At 51.6% G+C, this 22,840-nt stretch carries 23 protein-coding genes; 15 read left to right on the top strand and 8 right to left on the bottom strand.

Translation table 11 applies throughout. The features are described 5' to 3' along the window. Positions 1-71: 71 nt before the first annotated feature. From CXB77_RS16575 to CXB77_RS16565, 3 genes are all read left to right on the top strand, one after another. Positions 72-1,610: an ATP-binding protein gene (locus tag CXB77_RS16575; protein WP_105074809.1), complete on the top strand. Its 1,539-nt coding sequence runs from the start codon at positions 72-74 to the stop codon at positions 1,608-1,610. Then, the gene (locus CXB77_RS16570; RefSeq protein ID WP_105074695.1) at positions 1,610-2,275 is read left to right on the top strand and encodes a response regulator; all 666 of its coding nucleotides are present in this window, start codon (positions 1,610-1,612) and stop codon (positions 2,273-2,275) included. Before CXB77_RS16575 ends, CXB77_RS16570 begins: the two co-directional genes overlap by 1 nt. Positions 2,276-2,368: 93 nt before the next feature. Next, positions 2,369-3,394, top strand: coding sequence for an IS630 family transposase (locus tag CXB77_RS16565; RefSeq protein ID WP_105074390.1), 1,026 nt, complete (start codon positions 2,369-2,371; stop codon positions 3,392-3,394). A 124-nt stretch (positions 3,395-3,518) separates the two neighbouring features. Here CXB77_RS16565 and lysS read toward each other — a convergent pair whose 3' ends face one another. Both lysS and prfB read right to left on the bottom strand, forming a co-directional pair. Further along, positions 3,519-5,036, bottom strand: a complete 1,518-nt coding sequence (gene lysS / locus CXB77_RS16560; protein ID WP_105074808.1) for a lysine--tRNA ligase — start codon at positions 5,034-5,036, stop codon at positions 3,519-3,521. Between the two features lie 20 nt (positions 5,037-5,056). Next, positions 5,057-6,155 (bottom strand): peptide chain release factor 2 gene (gene prfB, locus CXB77_RS16555; RefSeq protein WP_105074694.1). Its coding sequence is split into 2 segments (ribosomal slippage): positions 5,057-6,079 and positions 6,081-6,155, totalling 1,098 coding nucleotides; the frame shifts between segments, so codons are not numbered across the junction. A gap of 23 nt (positions 6,156-6,178) precedes the next feature. Here prfB and CXB77_RS24120 point away from each other — a divergent pair. The 10 genes from CXB77_RS24120 (at position 6,179) to CXB77_RS16515 (ending at position 15,091) form a co-directional block, all read left to right on the top strand. Further along, positions 6,179-6,493, top strand: a complete 315-nt coding sequence (locus tag CXB77_RS24120) for a DUF2065 domain-containing protein (protein ID WP_338032726.1) — start codon at positions 6,179-6,181, stop codon at positions 6,491-6,493. Continuing rightward, positions 6,494-7,693, top strand: coding sequence for an ATP phosphoribosyltransferase regulatory subunit (locus CXB77_RS16545; protein WP_105074693.1), 1,200 nt, complete (start codon positions 6,494-6,496; stop codon positions 7,691-7,693). It begins immediately after the preceding gene. Positions 7,694-7,726: 33 nt separating this feature from the next. Continuing rightward, on the top strand, positions 7,727-9,025 hold the full coding sequence (locus tag CXB77_RS16540) for an adenylosuccinate synthase (protein WP_105074692.1): 1,299 nt from the start codon (positions 7,727-7,729) through the stop codon (positions 9,023-9,025). Between the two features lie 50 nt (positions 9,026-9,075). Beyond that, complete coding sequence (locus CXB77_RS16535; RefSeq protein WP_105074691.1) at positions 9,076-10,728, top strand: methyl-accepting chemotaxis protein; 1,653 nt, start codon at positions 9,076-9,078, stop codon at positions 10,726-10,728. Between the two features lie 3 nt (positions 10,729-10,731). Further along, positions 10,732-11,952 carry a DUF2868 domain-containing protein gene (locus CXB77_RS16530; RefSeq protein WP_105074690.1) on the top strand — a complete coding sequence of 407 codons (1,221 nt, stop codon included), beginning with the start codon at positions 10,732-10,734 and terminating at the stop codon, positions 11,950-11,952. A gap of 346 nt (positions 11,953-12,298) precedes the next feature. Further along, the gene (locus tag CXB77_RS23360; RefSeq protein ID WP_277949425.1) at positions 12,299-12,433 is read left to right on the top strand and encodes a hypothetical protein; all 135 of its coding nucleotides are present in this window, start codon (positions 12,299-12,301) and stop codon (positions 12,431-12,433) included. Then, the gene (locus CXB77_RS20485; RefSeq protein ID WP_197711086.1) at positions 12,405-12,584 is read left to right on the top strand and encodes a hypothetical protein; all 180 of its coding nucleotides are present in this window, start codon (positions 12,405-12,407) and stop codon (positions 12,582-12,584) included. Before CXB77_RS23360 ends, CXB77_RS20485 begins: the two co-directional genes overlap by 29 nt. Before the next feature lie 22 nt (positions 12,585-12,606). After that, positions 12,607-13,155 carry a DUF2868 domain-containing protein gene (locus CXB77_RS16525; protein WP_197711098.1) on the top strand — a complete coding sequence of 183 codons (549 nt, stop codon included), beginning with the start codon at positions 12,607-12,609 and terminating at the stop codon, positions 13,153-13,155. After that, on the top strand, positions 13,155-14,591 hold the full coding sequence (locus CXB77_RS16520; RefSeq protein ID WP_105074689.1) for a GTPase/DUF3482 domain-containing protein: 1,437 nt from the start codon (positions 13,155-13,157) through the stop codon (positions 14,589-14,591). The genes CXB77_RS16525 and CXB77_RS16520 overlap by 1 nt, the downstream gene beginning before the upstream one ends. Continuing rightward, entirely contained in the window at positions 14,591-15,091 is a 501-nt protein-coding gene (locus CXB77_RS16515) for a hypothetical protein (RefSeq protein ID WP_105074688.1), read from the top strand. The genes CXB77_RS16520 and CXB77_RS16515 overlap by 1 nt, the downstream gene beginning before the upstream one ends. A 59-nt stretch (positions 15,092-15,150) precedes the next feature. On the opposite strand, the gene CXB77_RS16510 is transcribed toward CXB77_RS16515, so the two are convergent. The 6 genes from CXB77_RS16510 to CXB77_RS16485 form a co-directional block, all read right to left on the bottom strand. Then, positions 15,151-15,729 carry an isochorismatase family protein gene (locus CXB77_RS16510; RefSeq protein ID WP_105074687.1) on the bottom strand — a complete coding sequence of 193 codons (579 nt, stop codon included), beginning with the start codon at positions 15,727-15,729 and terminating at the stop codon, positions 15,151-15,153. A 234-nt stretch (positions 15,730-15,963) separates the two neighbouring features. Continuing rightward, the gene (locus tag CXB77_RS16505) at positions 15,964-16,704 is read right to left on the bottom strand and encodes a beta-ketoacyl-ACP reductase (protein WP_105074806.1); all 741 of its coding nucleotides are present in this window, start codon (positions 16,702-16,704) and stop codon (positions 15,964-15,966) included. Positions 16,705-16,791: 87 nt separating this feature from the next. Beyond that, positions 16,792-17,205 carry a phasin family protein gene (locus CXB77_RS16500; RefSeq protein WP_347338167.1) on the bottom strand — a complete coding sequence of 138 codons (414 nt, stop codon included), beginning with the start codon at positions 17,203-17,205 and terminating at the stop codon, positions 16,792-16,794. A gap of 61 nt (positions 17,206-17,266) precedes the next feature. Then, positions 17,267-17,743: a polyhydroxyalkanoate synthesis repressor PhaR gene (gene phaR / locus CXB77_RS16495; protein ID WP_105074804.1), complete on the bottom strand. Its 477-nt coding sequence runs from the start codon at positions 17,741-17,743 to the stop codon at positions 17,267-17,269. An 87-nt stretch (positions 17,744-17,830) separates the two neighbouring features. Next, positions 17,831-19,159, bottom strand: a complete 1,329-nt coding sequence (locus tag CXB77_RS16490) for an MFS transporter (protein ID WP_105074686.1) — start codon at positions 19,157-19,159, stop codon at positions 17,831-17,833. 157 nt (positions 19,160-19,316) lie between these two features. Beyond that, positions 19,317-20,501, bottom strand: a complete 1,185-nt coding sequence (locus tag CXB77_RS16485) for an acetyl-CoA C-acetyltransferase (RefSeq protein ID WP_105074685.1) — start codon at positions 20,499-20,501, stop codon at positions 19,317-19,319. Between the two features lie 127 nt (positions 20,502-20,628). Here CXB77_RS16485 and phaE point away from each other — a divergent pair, with 127 nt between their 5' ends. Beyond that, a complete protein-coding gene (gene phaE, locus CXB77_RS16480) occupies positions 20,629-21,687 on the top strand; it encodes a class III poly(R)-hydroxyalkanoic acid synthase subunit PhaE (RefSeq protein WP_105074684.1) in 1,059 nt (352 codons plus the stop codon). A 15-nt stretch (positions 21,688-21,702) separates the two neighbouring features. Continuing rightward, positions 21,703-22,770: a class III poly(R)-hydroxyalkanoic acid synthase subunit PhaC gene (locus tag CXB77_RS16475; protein WP_105074803.1), complete on the top strand. Its 1,068-nt coding sequence runs from the start codon at positions 21,703-21,705 to the stop codon at positions 22,768-22,770. The last annotated feature ends 70 nt before the right edge of the window (positions 22,771-22,840 follow it).

Here is a 22,840-nt window from a genome sequence, read left to right as displayed (position 1 = left end):
TCACATTCGGATTAACCGAATTGACTGAACCCACCGCTCCAACTCCATCTGTTGCTGATGTCGCGGCGCTCATGCGCCGCGCACATCTGCAACGTCCGCTATTAACCCTCATTGGCGCATTAGCATTGCAACTAGGCTTGGCACTTTGGTCAAGGTCAAACTTTAATCCAATAGCGACGTGGTTAAACCTACTCTTAATCTTGATTAGTGCAGGTAGTGTCGCCATCATTTGGTGGCAATTGCGCCAGCAATTATTCATTTCACTAGCGCGACTTGAACAATCTTTAACACTGGTTTGTCAAGGCGAACCCAATGCCAGTGACGCATTAAAAGACAATGGCGTATTAGCACGAATCGCGCAGGATATTCGCGCTTTGAATGATGAATTAACCGACCTTTATGAAGATATGGATAACCGTGTCGCACGGCAAACTATGCGTTTAGCGCAGAAAACTGCCTCACTCAAAATTCTTTACGATGTTGCTGCCGGCATTCAACAAACAGAAAGCATTGAAGAATTACTACTGCGTTTTTTGCGCGTATTGAAAGAAATGATTAACGGACGTGCTGCAACCGTGCGTTTGATATTGCCAGACGGCACACGGCGATTAATAGGTTCTATTGGTCTAAATAATATATTAGTACATGAACAAGACATGACTCCAGTAGAGCTTTGTTTATGCGGAAAAGTACTTACTCCCGGCGATATTTTATGCGACAACAACATTCGTTATTGTGCGCGTAACGGTCGGCGCATGTTTAAAAGCACTGAAATTGAAGCGGTGAAAGTGCCATTAAAACATCGCGGTGAATTGCTGGGCATATACGTTATTTTTGTCGATCGGGCTGGTGTCACTGCGCGAGAAGACATTATGGATATGCTATTTACAGTGGGTCATCATCTCGGCGTGGCGATTGCAAAACAGCGTTCTGATGCTGAAACGCGCCGACTTTCAATTATTGAAGAACGCAACTCTCTGGCGCATGAATTACATGATTCACTGGCACAAACATTAGCGAGTTTGCGTTTTCAATGCCGAATGCTCACCGATTCATTGGCGACAACACCTATTTCTGAAGAAGCGCACAATGATTTAATCCGCATTCGCAATGGTCTTGATGAAGCGCATACTGAATTGCGCGAATTGCTGACTAGTTTTCGTGCACCACTTGATCGGCGAGGATTAGTTCCAGCATTGGCAAAACTCAGCAATCGCCTTGGTCTCGAAACCGGCGCACATGTCTTATTTCAAAACGATTGCCGACCCTTTGAATTATCTGCAACCGTCGAATTACAATTGCTGCGTATTGTTCAGGAAGCACTCACCAATATCCGCAAACACGCACAAGCGCAAACGGTGCGGGTATTATTAACCCGCATTGTTAATGGGCGCTATTTACTTTTAATTGAAGATGATGGCGTTGGCTTTAGTACACCTACACATCGGCAACATTCTGGCGAGCGTATTGGATTATCTATTATGGAAGAACGCGCTCGGCGCATTGGTGCGACACTGACATTAGAAAGTGAACCAAGCGAAGGCACTCGCATTGAAATTGTATTTGAAATCAATCGGCGCAATACTCGCCATTTGCCGGAAATTATGTAATGCGCGTTTTATTGATTGATGACCACGCTTTATTCCGTTGTGGACTGCAAGAATTATTAGAACGACGTGGTTTAGAAGTGATTGCAGTTGGCGATGCCGCGAGCGGATTACAGCGCGTGATTGATACCAGTCCAGATGTGATTTTGCTCGATATGCGAATGCCACAGCTTTCAGGATTGGAATTGTTACGCCAATTACGTGCCGCGCAGCAAATGATGCCAATTGCGATGTTAACCACCAGTGCCGAAGAACGCGATGTGATTGAATCATTGCAAAGCGGCGCACAAGGCTATTTATTAAAAGATATGGAGCCAGAAGCATTAATTGCTGCGTTGGGTGAAATTGTTCAGGGGCGAACAGTGGTTGCACCAGAATTGGCAATTGTATTGGCGCGAGCAGTGCAGGCAGAAGCGCGAGGCATTCAATCCAGTAGCAGAATTGCTGATTTAACCCCCCGCGAGCAAGAAATTCTGTGTCATCTGGCTGAAGGTCAGAGTAATAAAGCAATTGCGCGGCAGCTTGGTATTTCTGATGGTACGGTCAAATTGCACGTTAAAGCAATTCTGCGCAAACTCGATGTTCATTCACGGGTTGAAGCAGCGGTGATTGCGGTGGAACGAGAATTATGTAATCGAAGTTTAAATCATGGAAATCATGGGCAGTAATACCAGTTGAAAGCGCATCTATACCCTTTTCATTTAGCTTTTTCGTTAATATGCTTGGTGCAATCAACTAAGTGATGTTGTGGAATTCTACCTATGATTGACTACCACCTTCCAACAGATAAACTAAACGAGTTGCGTAATTTGCATCGGCATACCCGCAATAAACGAGAGGCTGACCGAATTAAAGCTGTCGTTCTTTTAGCCACAGGCTGGACTGCCGAACAAGTCGCCGAAGTCTTGCAAGTAGACCCTAATACTGTGCGCAATCATTTTAAGCGTTATCAGCAAGGCGGCATTGAATTACTTGTGCATATTGCTTTTCGTGGCTCAGAGTGTTTGCTTGACGATATAGAACTCGCTCTTCTCAACAACCACTTACAAGAAAACCTTTATCTGACGGCAAAAGAGATAGCTCATTGGGTTGAAAATACCTTTGAAGTGACCTATACCGAAAGCGGTATGACAGCACTGTTGCATCGTCTTGGTTATGTTTACAAAAAACCGAAGTTGATTCCAGGAAAAGCTGATCCAGAAGCGCAAAAAGAATTTTTAGTTGAATACGAAAAAGTTAAAGAAAACAAAGGCGAAGAAGACCCAATATACTTTATGGATGCGGTACATCCTCAACATAATCCAGTGATCTCCAATGCTTGGATTAAGCGTGGTGATGAACAAGAAATTCGTTCTAACACTGGTCGTAAACGTATCAACATTAACGGTGCTATGAGTCTAGATAAGCTAGAACCAGTCGTGCGTTATGACGACACAATCAATTCAGAATCTACTATTGCACTATTGAAACAATTGGAGCAGTTACATCCGACCGCTGCTGTAATCTACGTCATTTGTGACAATGCTCGCTATAATCGTTCAAAAGCGGTTAGTAAGTATCTTGAAACTTCACGAATTAAACTAATGTTTCTTCCACCTTATGCGCCAAACCTTAATCTTATTGAACGACTGTGGAAATTTTTCAAAAAGAAAATTCTCTACAACCGCTATTTTGAGTCATTCGATGATTTCAAGTTTGCCTGTCAATCGTTTTTTAGTAACGCAAATCAATACCATGATGAAATACTGTCGTTAATGAGTGATAAGTTCACTATTATCGGAGATTAAGAACCGAAAATCTGATATTAACTTGGTATAATTCGTAAACAACCGAGTTTATTTTATACAAATTAATCAACATAAAAAAACCGCCAACGGCAAACCGAGGCGGTTTTTTCTAGCAATAAGAATTCTATTCTGGGCGCATGTGCGGAAATAACAACACATCCCGAATGGATGGCGCATCCGTGAATAACATCACCAGCCGATCAATGCCAATTCCTTCTCCCGCAGTGGGCGGCAAACCATGTTCCAACGCTCGAATATAATCGGCGTCAAAATACATTGCCTCTAAATCACCGGCATCTTTTTCCGCGACCTGTTGGCGAAACCGTTCCGCTTGATCTTCGGCATCATTCAATTCTGAAAAGCCATTCGCAATTTCACGTCCGCCCACAAAAAACTCAAAGCGATCAGTGACCAGCGGATTGTCATCATTGCGCCGCGCTAATGGTGAGACTTCCGTGGGATATTCAGTGATAAACGTCGGATTCATTAAGCGACTTTCCACCGTGTGCTCGAATAATTCAATCTGCACCTTGCCTAAACCCCAATTTGGTTTGACGGCAATTTTTAAGCGCGTGGCGACCGCAGTTGCTCGCGTTAAATCATCCACATCAGCTGCGTTTAATTCGGGATTGAATTGTAAAATCGCCTCACGCACCGTCAATCGCGCAAACGGTTGGGCGAAATCATAGCATTCACCTTGATAGGTGATGTCAGTACGACCGAGCACCGCAATTGCCATCTTGCGCAATAAATCCTCGGTCAAATCCATTAAATCGCGGTAATCGGCATACGCCTCATAAAATTCAACCATCGTGAATTCAGGATTATGCCGCGTGGATAACCCTTCATTGCGGAAATTGCGGTTAATTTCATAGACTTTTTCGAGTCCACCCACCACCAGCCGTTTCAAAAACAATTCTGGCGCAATGCGCAAAAACAATTGCATATCCAGCGCGTTGTGATGCGTCACAAATGGACGCGCTACTGCGCCGCCGGGAATGGTTTGCATCATCGGCGTTTCTACTTCGAGATAGCCGCGTTGATTCAAATAATCGCGCACGAATTGCACCACGGCGCTGCGAATCCGAAACGTCTCCCGCGTCGCACTATTCATAATTAAATCGAGATAACGCTGGCGATAACAGCTCTCTAAATCAGTCAAGCCGTGAAACTTTTCTGGCAGCGGACGCAGTGCTTTGGTTAATAAGCGCAGACTGTCGCAGCGAATGGATAACTCGCCAGTTTTGGTTTTGAATAACACGCCAGTTGCGCCCACGATGTCGCCCAAATCCAACTCATGTTTGAATTGTTCGTAATGCGCCTCACCAATGCCATCACGTTGCAGAAAAATCTGCATTTTTCCAGACATATCCTGCACATGCGCAAAGCTGGCTTTACCCATCACGCGCCGCGTCATTAACCGCCCGGCAATACTGACCTGATGCGCAGCGGTCGCCAATGTTTCCGCATCTAATTCAGCGTATTCATTCAGTAAATCGGCAGCCAAACTATCGCGGCGGAAATCATTCGGAAAGGCATTGCCGCGCTCGCGCAGATGCGCCAATTTATCACGCCGCTGCGCGATTAACTTATTCTCATCCTGCACCGATGCAGCGCCAGCCGTTAAATCCTGTTCATTCATTGGTTCACTCACTCCGGTCATCACAGACCACTCTTCAAACTCGCTTCAATAAAGGGATCAAGATTCCCGTCTAATACTGCCTGCGTATTCGCAGTTTCTACGCCGGTGCGCAGGTCTTTAATCCGCGATTGATCGAGCACATAAGAACGAATCTGGCTGCCCCAACCAATATCAGATTTGGTCTCTTCCAGCGCCTGTTGCGTTGCTTGGCGCTTCTGCATTTCCAATTCATACAGCTTGGCTTTGAGCTGCTTCATCGCTTGATCTTTATTCTTGTGTTGTGAGCGATCATTCTGGCATTGCGTCACAGTATTGGTCGGTAAATGGGTGATCCGCACCGCCGATTCTGTACGATTGACGTGCTGACCACCTGCGCCGCTGGCGCGATATACATCAATGCGCAAATCTGCCGGATTGATGTCAATTTCAATGCTATCGTCAATTTCCGGTGAGACGAATACGGATGCAAAAGAGGTGTGGCGACGATTGCCAGAATCAAATGGCGATTTACGCACTAAACGATGGACGCCAATTTCAGTGCGCAGCCAGCCAAAAGCGTAATCACCATCAAATTTAATGGTTGCCGATTTAATTCCCGCCACTTCGCCCGGTGAGACTTCCATCAATTCGGTTTTGAAGCCGCGCCGCTCGCCCCAGCGTAAATACATCCGCAAGAGCATTTCTGCCCAATCTTGCGCTTCGGTGCCGCCCGAACCGGATTGAATATCCACAAACGCATTATTCGGGTCCATTTCACCCGCAAACATGCGCCGGAATTCTAAATCCGCCACTCGCGCTTCATGAATTTGTAAATCGGCAACTAATGAAACAACGGTGGTTTCATCATCTTCAGCCACTGCCAGCGCCAGCAATTCATCTGCATCCGTTAATGCCGCAGTTAATTCGTCAACGGTGAGGACAATCGCTTCTAATTGCGCCCGTTCTTTGCCCAGCGCCTGCGCTCGCGGCGGATCATTCCAAATGCTGGGGTCTTCGAGTTCGCGCAGGACTTCGACGAGACGTTCTTGGCGGTTGACGTAGTCAAAGATACCCCCTGAGGGCAGTCACGCGACCCTGCAAATCATTGATTTGAGAAGTAATTGGGTTGAGATCAAGCATGTTGCGGCTCCAGTGCGGAAAAGTTGCGCATTATAGACGCTGCGCTCCAGCGGCGAGCGCGGCACTGCACAGAGCGCAATCTGGTTTTGCGTTATTCTTACGCATCAATTTTGGCTGCCGGTCACGCCATCACCCGTTTGTGGATTGCAGATTCCATGCACGATTTTCTCGTCGCTTTTGCGCTGCTGTTAATTTTTGAAGGCATCTGGCCATTTCTCAATCCTGCGAGTTTTCAACGGGCGCTGGCTGCCATTGCAACCGAACCCGCAGCGGCGTTGCGCCTCGGCGGACTGCTGACGATGGCGTCCGGTCTCGTCCTTCTTTATCTGGTGAATTGAATGACTGCACGCAACGAAGAACGCTGGCTGCTGCCGGCTGGCATTGAGGAAGTGCTGCCCGCTGAGGCGCACATCGTTGAGGCGCTGCGGCGCGAATTACTCGATCTGTACGCCAGTTGGGGCTATGAGCTGGTGTTTCCGCCGTTCATTGATTATTTGGAATCGCTGCTGACCGGCACCGGGCAAGACCTTGATTTACAAACCTTCAAACTCACCGATCACCTCACCGGACGCTTGCTCGGCATTCGCGCCGACATGACGCCGCAAGTAGCGCGGATTGATGCCCATCATCTGCGCCGCGACACGCCGACCCGCCTTTGTTATCTCGGCACCGTGCTCCACACCCAAGCCGATGGTTTTGCCAGCACCCGCAGCCCGCTACAAATTGGTGCAGAGATTTACGGTCACGGCGGCATCGCCAGCGAGCTGGAAATTTTGCGGCTGATCGTGTTGACGCTGCGCACCGCTGGCATCGCCGACAGCTATCTTGATCTTGGGCATGTCGGCATTTATCGCGGGCTGGCGCGGCAGGCAGAATTAGACGCAGTGCAGGAACACGCGCTGTTTGACGCGCTGCAACGCAAAGCGATTCCCGAAATTACCCAGTTAATCAACACGTTTGGCGTGACCGGCGCAGTGGCGGACATGCTGCTGGCGCTGGCGGAATTGAACGGCGCAGCCGCGTTGACCGAAGCCGCAACGGTACTACGCGCAGCAGCCGCGCCAGTCCGCGCTGCCGTCGATGAACTGCGCCAGCTCGCCGCTGAACTCAACCGCTGGCATCCTGAAATCTCAGTTCACTACGATCTCGCCGAGCTGCGCGGCTACCATTACAAAACCGGCGCAGTCTTTGCGGCTTTCGTGCCCGGCTGGGGCTTGGAAGTGGTGCGCGGCGGGCGCTATGACGACATCGGGCAAGTCTTCGGACGCGCACGACCGGCAGTCGGCTTTAGCACCGATTTGAAAAGTTTGCTGCAACACGGGCACGGACTCGCCGCCCGTTATCAACTGCTGCCGCCAATCACCGCGCCTTGGTCAACCGATCCGGCGCTCCACGCAGCGATTGACCAGTTACGCGCCAGCGGACGGCGCGTCATTCAGGCGCTGCCGGGCGCAGTGCCCGAGACGGCGCAGCACGAGATGCAGCAGTTGGTGCTGCGCGATGGGCGCTGGGAAATACAAGCAGTTTCAACGCTTTAATCATTCAACCGACATTTTAGGAAGGCGCAAGCGATGGGCAATAACGTGGTAGTCATTGGTGCTCAGTGGGGCGACGAGGGCAAGGGCAAGGTCGTTGACTTGCTCACAGATCGGGCAGCGGCGGTGGTGCGGTTTCAAGGCGGCCACAACGCCGGGCACACGCTGGTCATCAACGGCGTTAAAACTGTGCTGCATCTGGTGCCTTCCGGCGTGCTGCGCGAGAACGTGCGCTGCTTGATCGGCAACGGCGTGGTGCTCTCACCGGCGGCGCTGTTTGAAGAATTGGCGATGTTGGAACAAGCCGGAGTGCCAGCGCGAGAACGGCTCGGCATCAGTGCCGCCTGCGCCTTGATTTTGCCGTATCACATCGCGCTCGATCAGGCCCGCGAGCTGGCGCGGGGAGCCAAAGCGATTGGCACGACTGGACGCGGCATTGGGCCGGCGTATGAAGACAAAATCTCGCGGCGCGGCATTCGGTTGGGCGAATTGCTCAACGCAGCGCATTTTGCCGAGCGGCTGCGCGAAGTGCTTGATTATCATAACTTTGCGCTGGAGCATTATTTCAAAGTCGCGCCGGTGGATTATCAAGCCGTGCTGGATGAAGCGCTCGGACACGCCGAGGCGCTGCGCCCGTTGATCGTCGACGTGCCCGGCTTGCTGCACGAGCTGCGCCAGCAGGGTCACGATATTTTGTTTGAAGGCGCACAGGGCGCACTGCTCGATATTGATCATGGCACTTATCCGTATGTCACCTCGTCCACCACGACCGCTGGTGGCGCAGCGAGCGGCAGCGGCGTCGGGCCGCGTGATTTGGATTACGTCCTCGGCATCGTCAAGGCCTACACCACTCGCGTCGGCGCGGGGCCGTTTCCGACCGAATTATTCGACGCAGTTGGCGACCGGCTCGGCGAGCGCGGCAACGAGTTTGGCGCGACCACCGGACGCAAACGGCGCTGCGGCTGGCTGGATATGGTGGCGCTGCGCCGCTCGTTTGTGCTCAACAGCGTGACCGGAATTTGCATCACCAAATTGGACGTATTGGACGGTTTAGACACGGTGAAAATCTGCACCAGCTACGTCATGGACGACGGCACTGAATTGGCTGCGCCGCCGGTCGGTGCCGATGATTTTGCCCAGTGCCAGCCGCGTTATTTGGAATGCCCGGGCTGGTCAGAATCGACCTTCGGCGTGACGACGTGGGCAGAGTTGCCAGCAAATGCGCGGGCATATTTGGACAAGATTGAAGAATTAAGCGGCGTCCCAATTGATATTATTTCAACCGGGCCTGACCGTAATGAGACGCTCATTCGGCGCAATCCGTTTGATGTGTAATTGGCGAATGGAATAAGTATCAGTGTTTAATTCAAGCGGCGGGGTTTCAAATGAAATGGTTTCATAATCTTGCGTTCCGTTATCAATTGATCCTGCCGCTGGCGCTGTTGGCAGTGTTATTCGCGCTGTTTGCGTGGAGCACTTGGCGGCAAGTGAATACGCTCGGCGCAGAGATTGCCGATTTAACAAAAACCGATATGCCGGTGATTGTCGATTTATTAGAAGCGGATCGGGATTTATATCAGGCGCTGGTGGCAGAACGGACGCTGCTATTTGCCGAGGCGAATTCGCCGCTGGCGAGCAAATTGGTCGCGCAAAATGATGAAAACATCGGGCAAGCGCGAGAACGCACCGGACGCGCTGCGGCAAAAATTGCTGCCAGTCATCTCGCTCAAGTGGAAGGAATTAACAGCAAAATCAGCGCCTTTAATGACAATTTCCGGCGCTGGGAAACGTTGAGCCGTCAGGCGGTGGCGGCGCGAAATACGGGCAATCAGGCTGCGATCACGCTCACTTTGGGGCAGGCGCGAGAGGCGTTTGACCAAACGCGAGACGTGTTGGATCAGCTTGAAGGCATCGTGATTGAGATCGCGCAGACTGCTGCCGAGCGCACCGAGGCGGCGGTGAGCGCCAGCCGGATGCAAACGTTGACGCTGCTGGGCGTGGGCTTGGCGGTGCTGGTGTTGATGATGTTGATTGTGCCGCCGTTGATTGTGCAGCCGCTGCGCCAGATTGTGTTGCGGATTCAAGATATTACCGAGGGCGATGGTGATTTGACGGCGCGGCTGCCAGAAGAGCGCACCAACGAAATCGGACAATTGGCGCGGGTGTTTAATCGGTTTCTGGCGCATTTGCAGGAATCGGTCGTGCAAACGGTGCAGGCCGCCGAACAGGTCGATGCCGCTGCCGAACATCTGGCGCACATTGCGACCGATAGCGATCAGGCGGTCATGCAGCAAGTCGATCAAATTCAGTTGGTTGCAACGGCGATGCACGAAATGACGGCGACTGCCAACGAGGTCGCCAATAACACTGCGCAAGCGGCTGACAGTGCGCAGGCGGCGGATGAGGGTGTGCGCAGCGGGGCGCGAGTGGTGAGCGAAGCGGCGGCTGCAATTCAACAACTCGCTGACATTGTTGAAAAAGCAGTGACGGCAATTGCGGCGCTGGAATCCGACACGACGCGCATCGGCGCAGTGTTGGAGGTGATTAAAAGCATCGCCGAGCAAACCAGTTTGCTGGCGCTCAATGCGGCGATTGAAGCGGCGCGAGCGGGTGAAAGTGGACGCGGTTTTGCGGTGGTGGCGGCGGAAGTGCGCAATCTGGCGTCGCGGACGCAGCAATCGACCGGCGAAATTGAGGCGATGATTGCGGCGTTGCAGGCGAGCACGCGCACAGTGGTTGGCGTGATGCAGCACGGGCGCGGCATGGTGGACACGACGTTGGAAAAATCCGCGCAAGCCAGCCAATCGTTGACGGAAATCACGCAGGCGGTGGGACGGATTAACGCAATGACGACGCAAATTGCCACTGCGACCGATGAACAAATTGCGGTGACTGAGGAAATCAGTCGCAATACCTCGCGCATTCAAACGCTTGCCGATCATGCGTCCGCTGCCAATCGTAAAACTGCGCACGCACGGGCGGATTTGGTGTCGTTTGCGCAGGCGTTGCGTCATGGTTTGGCACATTTCAAGGTGTAACTGATGAAATTTCCGCACTTTCCCGCGTTGGCATTGCTGGCAAAACGTTTCGGTTGGCGTCGTGCTGAGTGGACAATCACCGATCTCATTGATTTTGAATACTATCTTGAGAGCGATGAGCAGATTTTGCGTGAGCAACCGGCTGCTCGCAAAGTGCTGGCGCAACGGGATCGTGCACTGTATTTAGAAAATTTCCCTGATGATAAATCCACCCCAGCCCCCCTTTTCCAAAGGGGGGAGGAAGAAGCAAAGCCTTCCGTTGATAAATCCACCCCACCCCTTTTGGGAAAGGGAGAGGAAAAGCCCCCCTTTGAAAAAGGGGGGTTGGGGGGATTTAAGCCACACACGCCCGCGCATCGCCGCAGCAGTTTGCGGCGCTGGCTGACGGCGCGGCGCAACACGGAAGACCCGCGCCTCGCACCGCTGCTGCCCGGCGGTGTGTTTGCTAGTGCGCAACAATTGGGAACGCTGGCGCTGGCAGCGACTGGTTTTCTCATTGGCATCGGCGTCGCATCGGCGTTGCTGAATTACGACGGGCATCGTCCGATTGATGTGTCTTCTTATGTGCTTCTGCTGGTGCTGGTGCAATTTCTCTTTGCAGGTTTCGCAGCTTGGGCGTGGACGCTGCGCTCATTGCGCCGCGATGACGACATGCAGGGCAAAGCATGGCTGTTAATGCAAGTCATTCGCCCGTTGTTGACGCGAGCAGCGCAGTGGTTGCAGCGCCAGCGCCTCGGTCATTCCAGTGCCGACATCCGCGATCGCGCACTGGCGACGCAGGGTTTGCTCAAATCACAATTCACTATTTACGAACCAGTGGCTTATTTTCCGCTGTTGATTCCGGCGCAGATGTTTGGCGTGGCATTCAACGTCGGCGCAATTGTGACCACGATTTTTCTGGAATGGTTTACCGATTTAGCGTTTGGCTGGGGCAGCGCCAATTTCCATCCCGAGACGATTCACGATTTGGCGCAGATGATTGCGATCCCGTGGAGCGGATTGTTTGGCGAAGGCGTGGGTTATCCGACGTTGGAGCAGATCACTGGATCGCAGATTCATCTGGAACAATGGGCGAGTGCAGCGGCAACCTTTCATCCTGATCCTGAGCATCTGCGCTCGTGGCGGTGGTTTTTGGTGCTGGCGGTGGTGACGTATGGATTGCTGCCGCGTTTGATTTTATTGGGTTTATCGGTGCTGATGCAGCGGTTGGCGCTGGCGCGCTGACCTTCACGCACGGGCGCAGTCAGGCGTTGTATGCGCGAATGTTGACGCCGATTTTGGACACGAGCGCCACGGTGATGACGCCGGCGCGGAAATGCCGATCCCAGCGCCGCTGTTGCCACATTCGCGGCGGTCGGGTTTGGTCGGGCCGCTGCCGACAAAAGCTGGCGAGCAACCATTGTGAGTGTGCGACCTTGGCGGGAAAAACCGCTTGAAAAATCCCCCCAACCCCCCTTTTCCAAAGGGGGCTTGATGCGCCGCCCGTTGCAGAAGTGAAACCGATCGTCGAACCAGAGCCGGTGCGCGAACCGGAAGCACCGCCAATTGTTGCGCCAGTGCGTCCGCAGAATTGGTGATTGAACCTGCGCCAGTGGTTGAATTAAAACCGCTGCCGCCGGTGATTGAACCTGAGCCAGCAGTGGAAATTGTGCCGGAGCCAATCGTCGAATTGGTGATTGAAGCCAGAGCCAGAACCAATAGTTGAATTAAAACCGCTGCCGCCGGTAATTGAACCTGAGCCAGTGGTAGAAATTGCATCGGAGCCAATCGTCGAATTGGCGATTGAGCCGGAGCCAGCACCAATCGTCGAATTGGTGATTGACCGGAGCCAGCCAATTGTTGAAATTGCGCCGTGATTGACCTGAGCCGCCGGAGCCAATAATTGAATTAGCGATTGAACCTGAACCAATTGTTGAAATTGAACCAGAACCTATTGCAATTCCGCCGACCATTGAAAGCGCAACCACTTTTGCGCCGGATGCCTGTTTATTGCTGCTGCATGTCGATGTCGATGACGTGCTGGAACCGGAAGATCGCCCGCGTTTGGCGCAACTGCTGCTGCAACTGACCGGCTGGCAAGTTGCTGCGTCTGCGACTTTTGGTGCAGGCAGTACGATGACAGCGCGAGCATTGGATATTTTGGAACGCGGACAATGGCAAGCACCGCCGCCGCGCATCGCCGTCATTCAAGACGGCTCGCAACCGCCAATCACCGAAAATCTATTGTTTTTGCGTGAGTTACGCGCTGCGGCGGGCGCACAGGCGCAGATGCTGCTGGCGCTGATTGGCGATCCAGAAGATGAAGATCGGCTGCCTCCGCTGCGGGCGTTCGATTACACCGATTGGCAGCGCAAACTCGATCAGATGGCCGATCCCTATTTGCGGTTGGAAATGCTGGCTCCGCCCAGCGACGACGGAGAAGATTAATGGCGGCGAAGATTCCACGTTTGGCAATCATGGGACACCCGAACGCGGGAAAGTCCTCGGTAGTAGCGACCCTGACCGAAAACGATCAGGTTGCCATTGATAAACGCGCAGGCACGACGACTGAATCGGATGTGTATCCGGTGGTGATCGACGGCGTGACCGTGATTGAGTTTATTGACACGCCCGGCTTTCAAAATCCCAACGCAATTCTCGAATGGTTTCAAGCCAATCTCGACACCCGCGATCTGGCTCGCGCCTTTGTCGCCGCGCATCGCGCCGATCCGCTGTTTTCCCACGATTGCGCATTATTGGAACCCGTCGCCGAGGGCGCTGGCATCATTTTGGTGGTTGATGGCTCCAAACGCATTAAAGAAAAAGATCGAGTAGAAATTGAATTACTGCGTTTAACAGCGCGTCCACGGATGGCGATTTTGAATAATTTAACCAATCAAAATCGTTATATGAGCCAATGGCAAGATGCGCTCGGAAAAGCCTTTAATTCGGTGCGCGAATTCAATGCACATCGAGCGACCTATTCCGAACGCATTAAATTGTTGGAGGCATTAAAAAGTATTGATCAACGCTGGGAAGCACTGCTTGAAAATGCGATTGATGCGTTTAAAAAAGATTGGGAACGGCGCACCGATCAAGCAGTTGGCGCTATTCTTGATTTATTAAAAGAGGCGCTTTCGTATCGCGTTTCAAAAACCGTCAAAGACAATAAAATCGTCTTCAAAAGCGGGCGTGATCGCGTTAAAGCGGAAATCATGGACGAATTTGAAGATGGATTGCGGCGCATGGAAATTGCCGCACAAGCGCAAATTCGCGCTCATTTTCGCCATAACGTGTGGAATGTCGCCTCCGATTCAATTCTCAATCAAGATTTACTCTCGGATGAAGTCGGGCAGGCGCTGGGATTATCACGGCGGCAATTGGCATTGGTCGGCATGGCGGCTGGCGCAGCATCGGGCGTCACCATTGATTTAGCCACTGCCGGACATTCACTCGGTACGGGCGCATTTTTTGGCGCAGCAGCCGGTGGCGTCCTCGGCATGGTCGGCGGCAAGGTGCTGGCAAAATTGGATATTGAACGCGCCCCTGGAACGCACCGTTTTACGATGGGACCGGTCACTAACCCACGGTTTCCCTTCGTGTTATTGGATCGCAGCATTTTGTACAGCGCCCGCGCCATGAACTGGGCGCACGGTCGCCAAGCTGCCGAAGAGGATGCGCCCGACCGCGTGCCTGAAAAAGTCATTGATAAACGAGGATTTACCGAAGAATTGAGCAGCGCCCAGCAGCGTGAATTGGCGCGTTTTTTCAGTGCGGCGCGGCGCGGGCGCGATTTGGAACGCGAAGATGTGTGCCGCACGATTATTAAAAACGTCCTGCGCGGAGTCGCATTGAGCGAAATCGACAGTCGTGGTGATCTATGATGAATTTTCAACTTGTAATCACCATCGTTTCTTTTGCAATGATTAACGTTGCTCATGCTGCGAAATGCCAAGGACCCGATGGCAATTGGTATCCATACAACAGCCCGCAGTGCGATATTGTTTCTCAGGATGAAATTGATCCGAGAATTGAATTAGAACGTGCTGCCCAAGTTCGAGAAGATAAGCGATTAGAATATGATGCTAATTTTCAACAGCAACGCATTGATTTATTACGCTTAGAACAGCAGCGAAAAATGATGGAGCTGCAGTATTCGAGTCACGCACAAAATCGAGCATTGCGTATGGATGAGCGCAAAGTTGATCTATTGGAAAATGAAGTGAATGCGGATCGCCAATACACAAAAGAAATACAGAATGATGAGCGTATTCAACGCAATATCAGTAACATTCAACAAACAATTGACATCAGAAAAGATGCGGAGGCTGCGCGTTTAGGTGTGACTCGCCAGCAATATGATGTGATTAGAAATAAGTATTAAACCGTAGGTTGGGTTGCCGCTATTGGCAACCCAACAATTGACGCTACAGCGAACGCTATTTATTTGAACAACGACCACACGTCGCGGAATTGGGCATCACTCGAATCGCCCAGCCATTCAAATCCCACTGATTCGGTGCACAGCACTTGAATTCCGCCCTGACGCATCCGCGCCAGTACATTTTCTTTATGTGCTGAATTGCGCGAAATAATTCCATCCGCAGGCACAAATACTTGATAACCCCAGCGTTGCAGACCGGAAACGGTTTGCGCAATACAGATGTGCGCTTCCATTCCGACCACAATTAATTGCCGCCGCGCTGGATGCAGTGAAATGTTGCGTTCAAAGCCGGGCGCAGTGCAGCAGGAAAACGCCGTTTTTTCTGTAGGATCAGCGGTTTGCGGTAAATTGGCATGAATCGATTCAATGATTGGTCCCAACCCTTTGGAATAGTGCTGCGTGGCAATGACCGGAATGCCGAGCATCTTCGCTGCCGAAACTAAACGATTGATATTGTTGACGACTTGCGTCAATTCATCGGGCTGCATCGCAGCAGCTAACCGCTCCTGCGCGTCAATAATTAACAGTTGCGAGAGTGTGCGCTGACACAGTGGCATCTGGGCTTGGGGCGTCGTCATTCAAAAGTCCTCTTGTTTGTTGATTTAATGCGATGTCCGAACGTTAACGCGCTGTGAGTTTGCGCTATGCGGTCGCAAGGGATCAAGAATCGACGCAGTGAATGCCAAAATGCGGGCAAAAAAAACGCCCAGCGGGGGTGCTGGGCAAAGAACGTCTCATTGATGAAAGAGACGAGGAGGACACGGAAATGAAATTGTGGCGACCGATTCACAAGCCGGTCGCGCCAGTGTTCGTTAGTGCATAAACAAGCCGCCGTTGACAGGCAGATTTGCGCCGGTGATGTAGGCACTGTCATCGCTCGCTAAAAATGCAATTGCTGCTGCAATTTCAGACGGTTGCGCCATGCGCCGCATCGGAATTCCGTTGATGATGCTGCTGCGTACTGCGTCATCAATCGCCAAAGTCATCGCCGTTTCGGTGTAGCCGGGCGATACGGTGTTAACGGTCACGCCCTTGGCTGCGCCTTCCTGCGCCAGCGCCATCGTGAAGCCGTGCATTCCAGCTTTGGCTGCTGAATAATTCGCTTGACCAAACTGTCCGCGCTGACCATTGACGGATGAGATATTGATAATCCGCCCAAAACCGCGCTCTAACATGCCTTCCCAAACTGGGCGGGTCACGTTGAAAATACTGTTTAAATTCACATCAATCACTGCGTTCCAGTGCGCTGCCTCCATCTTTCTGAAGGTCTTATCGCGGGTAATGCCAGCGCAATTGACCAAAATGTCAATCGGGCCGTGTGCAGCAGTGATTTCGTTCACCATGCGGGTGCTGTCTTCAAACGACGACACATCAGCAGCGATGGTGGCGATGTTCAAACCTTCTGCGGTACGCGCCTGTTGCCAAGCAATGGCAGCGTCTGCCTCAGACGGATGATGATTCGCAATAACGGTGTAACCGTCGGTCGCTAAACGGGTACAGATTGCTGTGCCAAGACCGCCAATTCCGCCAGTCACCAATGCGATACGTGCCATGTTTGTTCCTCCAAAATCTTGTTTATTATAAAATTGTGCATCCGCTGCTGGTTCAAAATGATCCATCCGTGGATCATCGACTTGCAATCAAGCCGTCGTAGTGTGCTGGCGCAGATCAGCCGTCATTTCTGCCGTGTTCTTTTCCAGCCACACGCGATAATCATCACGCGCTTCGTTGACCAGTTGCAGCGTGGTTTTGCTTTCCGTCATCACCCGCTCGCTGAGTTCTTTGGTCGCTTCGATCTGACCTTGAAAAAACTCGTTGTAGCCCTTGGCTTCAGTGGCGAGCTTGGTCAGGCGCAGGGTGTGATCCATGTACAGCGTCAGAGCATCCATCTGACGGGTCGCCATCTTCTCGAAGATGCGCATATTCAGTTCGCCGAGGCTGGTCAGGCGCTCAACGTTCTTGTTGGTCAGTTCGTTTACGGTGTTCAAAGTCTCGGTTGTTGTCATCGTCAGTCTCCAAGAGAGATTGTGCAGTGCAGCAATGTTGCGGTGCACAATAAACGTCTCGGCGTTTCAGGTCAACACCCAATTTGCAAATTTTTTGCCGTGCTCGCGGTCATGCGGAATCGTCCTCTTTTTTGGGACGTTTCGCGCCAAAGTTAAACCCCGCTGCTCGCATGAAATCCTGTTGTAAATCAGCCCAAATCTCGACATTTTTCTGAGTCATGCGCGTCATCGCCTCAAACGGATTTTCCGTCCACGACTGCGTCATTTCCTGCTGCTGCTTGGCAAATAGATCAAGTGATGTCTCCAAATAACGGGTAAACATTCCCTGCAATGTACCGCCGTAAAAACGAATGATCTGCGCCAGCATATTGGCAGTAAAAAGTGGTTCACCACCGCTTTCTTCCTCCAGCATGATTTGCAGCAAAATCGCCCGAGTAATATCGGCGTCATTTGCCGTATCTAATACACGAATCGGAATACCCGTCATCACTAAATTGCGGACATCCGCTACCGTGATATAGCGACTAACTTGCGTATCGTAGAGCCGCCGATTGGGATATTTTTTAATGAGGCGTTCGCGTTGCAATTCCATTGGTTTTGTCCAGCTAATACCAAACAGTTGAAAATGTGCTGCATCATTGCCATGCGTCGTTGATGCAGCAAATGTTTAATGTCAAGCAATTGGTACAGGCGGTGCGTCATCCGCAGTCGGCGGGCGATGATGTTGAATGCGCACATAAACACTCGCCACCAATAATAAAATGTTGACGAAGCCAATCACCACGAAAGGTGCTCGCGGATCAACGTGATCGAAAAGCTGCCCACCAATTGCGGTCATCAATAGAATACCAATCGCGCCAGCGACATTAAATGCGCCTAATACTGCGCCGCGTTGTGCGAGTGGCGCTTCTTGTCCAATGAGCGATTGACCGCCAAGAAAAACGCTAATTTGCCCAATGCCCAGCAGAATGAAAAAGATCATGCCGTGTTTTGCTAAAGGGTCATCGAGCAGCAGTAAAGCTAAATTGCCAATGGCGGAAAGTCCCATACACACCGCCAAGGCGCTCACGCGGTCAATGCGATCGAGCAGCGGACCTAAAATTGGTGCCCACACCAGCGCAGCAATTTGTGCGATCACGAAAATAAAAGTTCCGCCCATCACTGCTGCGGCCGGCTCTAAACCAGCTGCTTTGCCGGCCAGTGTGCCCCATAAAATCAAAAATACTGCGTTGACCGATTGATCGCCACGCGCAATGAACGCTGCTGAATAAGCTAATAAAATGCGCGGATTGCGGGCTTGCGCAAAGCCACTGAGGAGCAATTCGCGTACAGTCGGGCGCTCGTCGTGACATATCGGGACACCGGGTTTCAAACCCCACCATGTCATCACTGCGACCGCAATTGCCAGCCCAGCCACGATGAGGTGCGTCATGCGTCCGGCAGTGATGCCATCAAATCCTGCGTTGATGAACATTTTTGGAACGCTGCCAAAGCCTTGGCTGATGATGACCACGCCCAAACCACTCAATACGCCGACTGCGGCGACCAATTTGCCGCGTGAACATTCGGCAGGGTAATCCGCCATGACGGTGGAGAGTCCGCCAGCGACGGTGACTACGGCGAGTGCATAAATGATGCGATCTAAGTACAGCGCCGTGACTGATTCAGCGAACGGATACAGCACATAAGTCAGCGCCAGCAGCAAAAATCCTGCGGCATACACTGGTCGGCGTCCGATGCGATCCATCAGCACTCCGGCAGGTAAAAAGAGCAGCAGCGTCAGAATCTCAGTGAAAAACACCAAGTTGCCGCTGATCGCGCCCTGTTCGTTGGCGGGAATGTGCAAATGTTCATTCAGGATGTAGGTTTGACCGATTGAAATGAAGATCATCAAACCAATCGAAAAAAAGGCTGCCGCGAGAAATGTCCAGCCGTGACGGGCGTGAATGCCGGGCGCAAGTTGCAGGTGTCCGATGCGGACAGAAAGATGTTGATTGTGCATTGATTTCAAAAGTTAAATCCTAGGCGTAGATCGCAAGTCATCGCAACCTAACGAGATTTCGCATGACTTGCAATGAAAATGCACATCACAATGCGCTGACACTGACGCACAAAAAACCCCGCCGCAGCGGGGTTTTTTATCTCATGCAATCAACGCATTACATTCGCTCAACCGCCAGCGCCACGCCCTGACCACCACCGATGCACAGCGTCGCCAAACCTTTTTTCGCATCGCGGCGCTGCATCTCATACAGCAGCGTCACCAAAATCCGCGCACCGGATGCACCAATCGGATGACCGAGCGCAATCGCGCCGCCGTTGACGTTGACCTTCGATAAATCCCAGCCCATCTCTTGATTGACCGACATCGCCTGCGCTGCAAAGGCTTCATTCGCTTCGATTAAATCTAAATCGGCGGGCGTCCAACCGGCTTTTTCCAAACATTTGGTGGAGGCGGGAATTGGTCCCGTGCCCATGATTGCCGGATCAACCCCGGCGCTGGCGAAGGCGACCAGACGCGCCAGCGGTGTCAAACCCAGCGCCTTGGCTTTGGTTTCGGTCATCACGATCACCATTGCTGCGCCGTCGTTAATGCCCGACGCATTGCCCGCCGTCACCGTGCCATTTTTATCAAACGCTGGGCGCAGTTTGCCGAGCGTTTCTGCCGTTGTCCCTGCGCGTGGGAATTCGTCAGTGGCGAAAACCAACGGATCGCCTTTGCGCTGCGGAATGCTCACCGGAATGATTTCATCAGCGAAACGCCCAGCTTGAATCGCTGCTTCGGCTTTCTGTTGCGAGGCAGCGGCAAATTGATCTTGCGCGGCGCGATCAAAGCCATATTGCGTGGCGATGTTCTCGGCGGTGACGCCCATGTGATAGTTATTGAACGCATCCCAGAGACCATCAACGATCATGGTGTCTTTCAGTTGCCAATCGCCCATCCGCTGGCCGTCGCGGGAATGCGGCAGAACGTGCGCAGATTGGCTCATGTTTTCCTGACCGCCCGCAATCACAATGTCTGCATCGCCACAAGCCACTGCCTGCATCGCCAAATGCACCGCTTTCAATCCGCTGCCACAAACCTTATTGATGGTCATTGCTGGCACTTGCTGCGGTAAACCCGCGTTGAGCGTGGTTTGGCGAGCGGGATTTTGACCAACGCCAGCAGTCAAGACTTGACCGAGAATGACTTCATCAATCTGCTCCGGCGCAATGCCGGTACGCGCCAGCAATGCTTTCAAAACCGTTGCGCCAAGTTCGGTTGCAGGCAATGCGGCCAGACTGCCGCCAAAGGTGCCAACGGCGGTGCGTCCGGCGGCAACGATTACGATGTTTTCGCTCATGGGAATGGGAAGTCCTCTGAAATCTAATTGTGAAATTGATACGCGGTGCTGAATTCTACGCATCTTTGTTGCAGTGCACAAATCAGCATGTTAAGTTTCATCGAAAATAACCACGGAAAACAACCTCATGTCAAATGACAGCTTTTTTAACGACGATTGGCTGGCGCTACAGCGCAAGTATTGGGACAACTGGACGGCGATGAGTCAAAAAGCCATGGGCATGGGCGGCACTGCGCCATTGACCATGCCGTGGGAAAACGGGCTCGATCATTGGTGGAAGGCGCTGTCTCCAGCCGCACCGGATGCGTCCAAAGCATTCATGGAGCGGATGATGGAGCAAGGCAAGGTGTTTTTTCGGCTCGCCGAAACGCTGTCCGCCCAGCCGACTGATGCCAATACCAACACTGGCATGACGTGGTGGACACAAGCCCTTGAAGACATGCAGAAACGGTTCACCGTTTCGCTTGACGATGAAGGTAACGCCGCGCAGCGCATGATGTCGTTTTGGGAAATGCCGCTTGATAACTGGCAGCGGATGATGTCTTCGATGTCGCCCATGCCCGGCGATATGCTGCGCAACGTGCCGCACGATCATCTAAAAGATCATCTCCATCGCGCATTGGCTGCCCCTGGTCTCGGTTATACCCGTGAAGAGCAGGGTCAATATCAGGATTTAATTCGGCGCTCAATGGATTATCAGGCAGCATTGCAGGAATACATTGGCTTTTATAATCAATTGGGCATGAAATCTGTTCAACGCATGGCGCAGCGTTTACAGGAAGTTAGCTCCACTGAAAAACCAATTGATTCCGCTCGCGCTTTATATGATGACTGGGTGACATGCTGCGAAGCAGTCTATGCGGAAGAAGTAGCAACGCCAGAATACGCCAAGATTCACGGTCATTTGATTAACGCGCAGATGGCAATGAAAAAGCGCATGGCGATTATCGTCGATGAAAATCTCGGCACCATGAATATGCCCAGCCGCAGCGAATTACGCACTGTGCAGGATCGTTTACAGGAAACGCGCCGCGAAAATAAGCAATTGCGTCATCGGTTACACACTTTAGAAAAACAGGTTGCTGCATTGGTTGGTGATTCTGCATCTACATTGCCAACCGCAATTAAAACCACTGCGTCGGTTGCTAAAACGCCAGTGCGTCGCAAGCCAGCCCAGCCGGAATAAGGAGCAATACCGATGATGACGCCGATTAATATTCGCCCCGATCAACTTGCGCAAGAAATGCTGGATTACAGCCGCAAGCTGGGTCAGAGCATGGAAAACCTACTCAATGCCGAAGCCATTGATGAAGGTGTGAGTTCAAAGCAGATTGTGTATCAAGAAGATAAATTGACGCTTTATCGTTATGACACGCCAGAAGGTGTCACGCCGAGCGCCACGCCGCTTTTAATTGTATATGCGCTGGTCAATCGCCCATACATGACCGATATTCAGGAAGATCGTTCGACAATCAAAGGCTTGCTGGCAACTGGTCAGGATGTTTATTTAATTGATTGGGGTTATCCCGATCAAGCAGATCGCGCCATTACGCTTGACGATTATATCAATGGTTATATTGATAGCTGCGTCGAACATCTGCGTGAAGAACTCGGTGTCGATAAGGTGAATCTACTGGGGATTTGTCAGGGCGGTGCATTCAGTTTGATGTATGCGGCGCTGCATCCTGAAAAGGTGAATAATCTAGTGACGATGGTCACGCCAGTCGATTTCAAAACGCCGGACAATCTATTGTCTGCGTGGGTACAGCACGTCGATATTGATTTGGCAGTGGATACGATGGGCAATATCCCCGGTGAATTGCTCAATTGGAGTTTTCTCACGCTCAAGCCGTATAGTTTGATGGGGCAAAAATACGTCAACATGGTTGATATGCTTGATGATCCGAAGAAAGTGAAGAACTTTCTGCGCATGGAAAAATGGATTTTTGACAGCCCCGATCAAGCGGGTGAGACCTTCCGGCAGTTCATTAAAGATTTTTATCAACACAACGGTTTTATTAACGGCGGTGTGTGGTTAGGTCAGCATGAAGTTGATTTAAAAAACATCACCTGTCCGGTACTCAACATTTATGCGCTGCAAGATCATCTTGTGCCACCAGATGCGTCGAAGGCATTGAATGGACGCACTAGCAGCAACGATTACACCGAATTGGCATTTCCCGGTGGTCACATTGGGATTTATGTGAGTGGCAAGGCGCAGAAAGAAGTCACGCCAGCAATTGGCAAATGGCTGAATGCGCGACCCTAAGATGTAGTGAAAATTGAATGACGTTTAATAAAAACCCCGATCATTTGATCGGGGTTTTTTATGATTCAGC

Source organism: Chromatium okenii (genome assembly GCF_002958735.1).
GTDB classification, from domain to species: domain Bacteria; phylum Pseudomonadota; class Gammaproteobacteria; order Chromatiales; family Chromatiaceae; genus Chromatium; species Chromatium okenii_A.
This window is presented reverse-complemented; position numbering and strand designations above follow the sequence as displayed.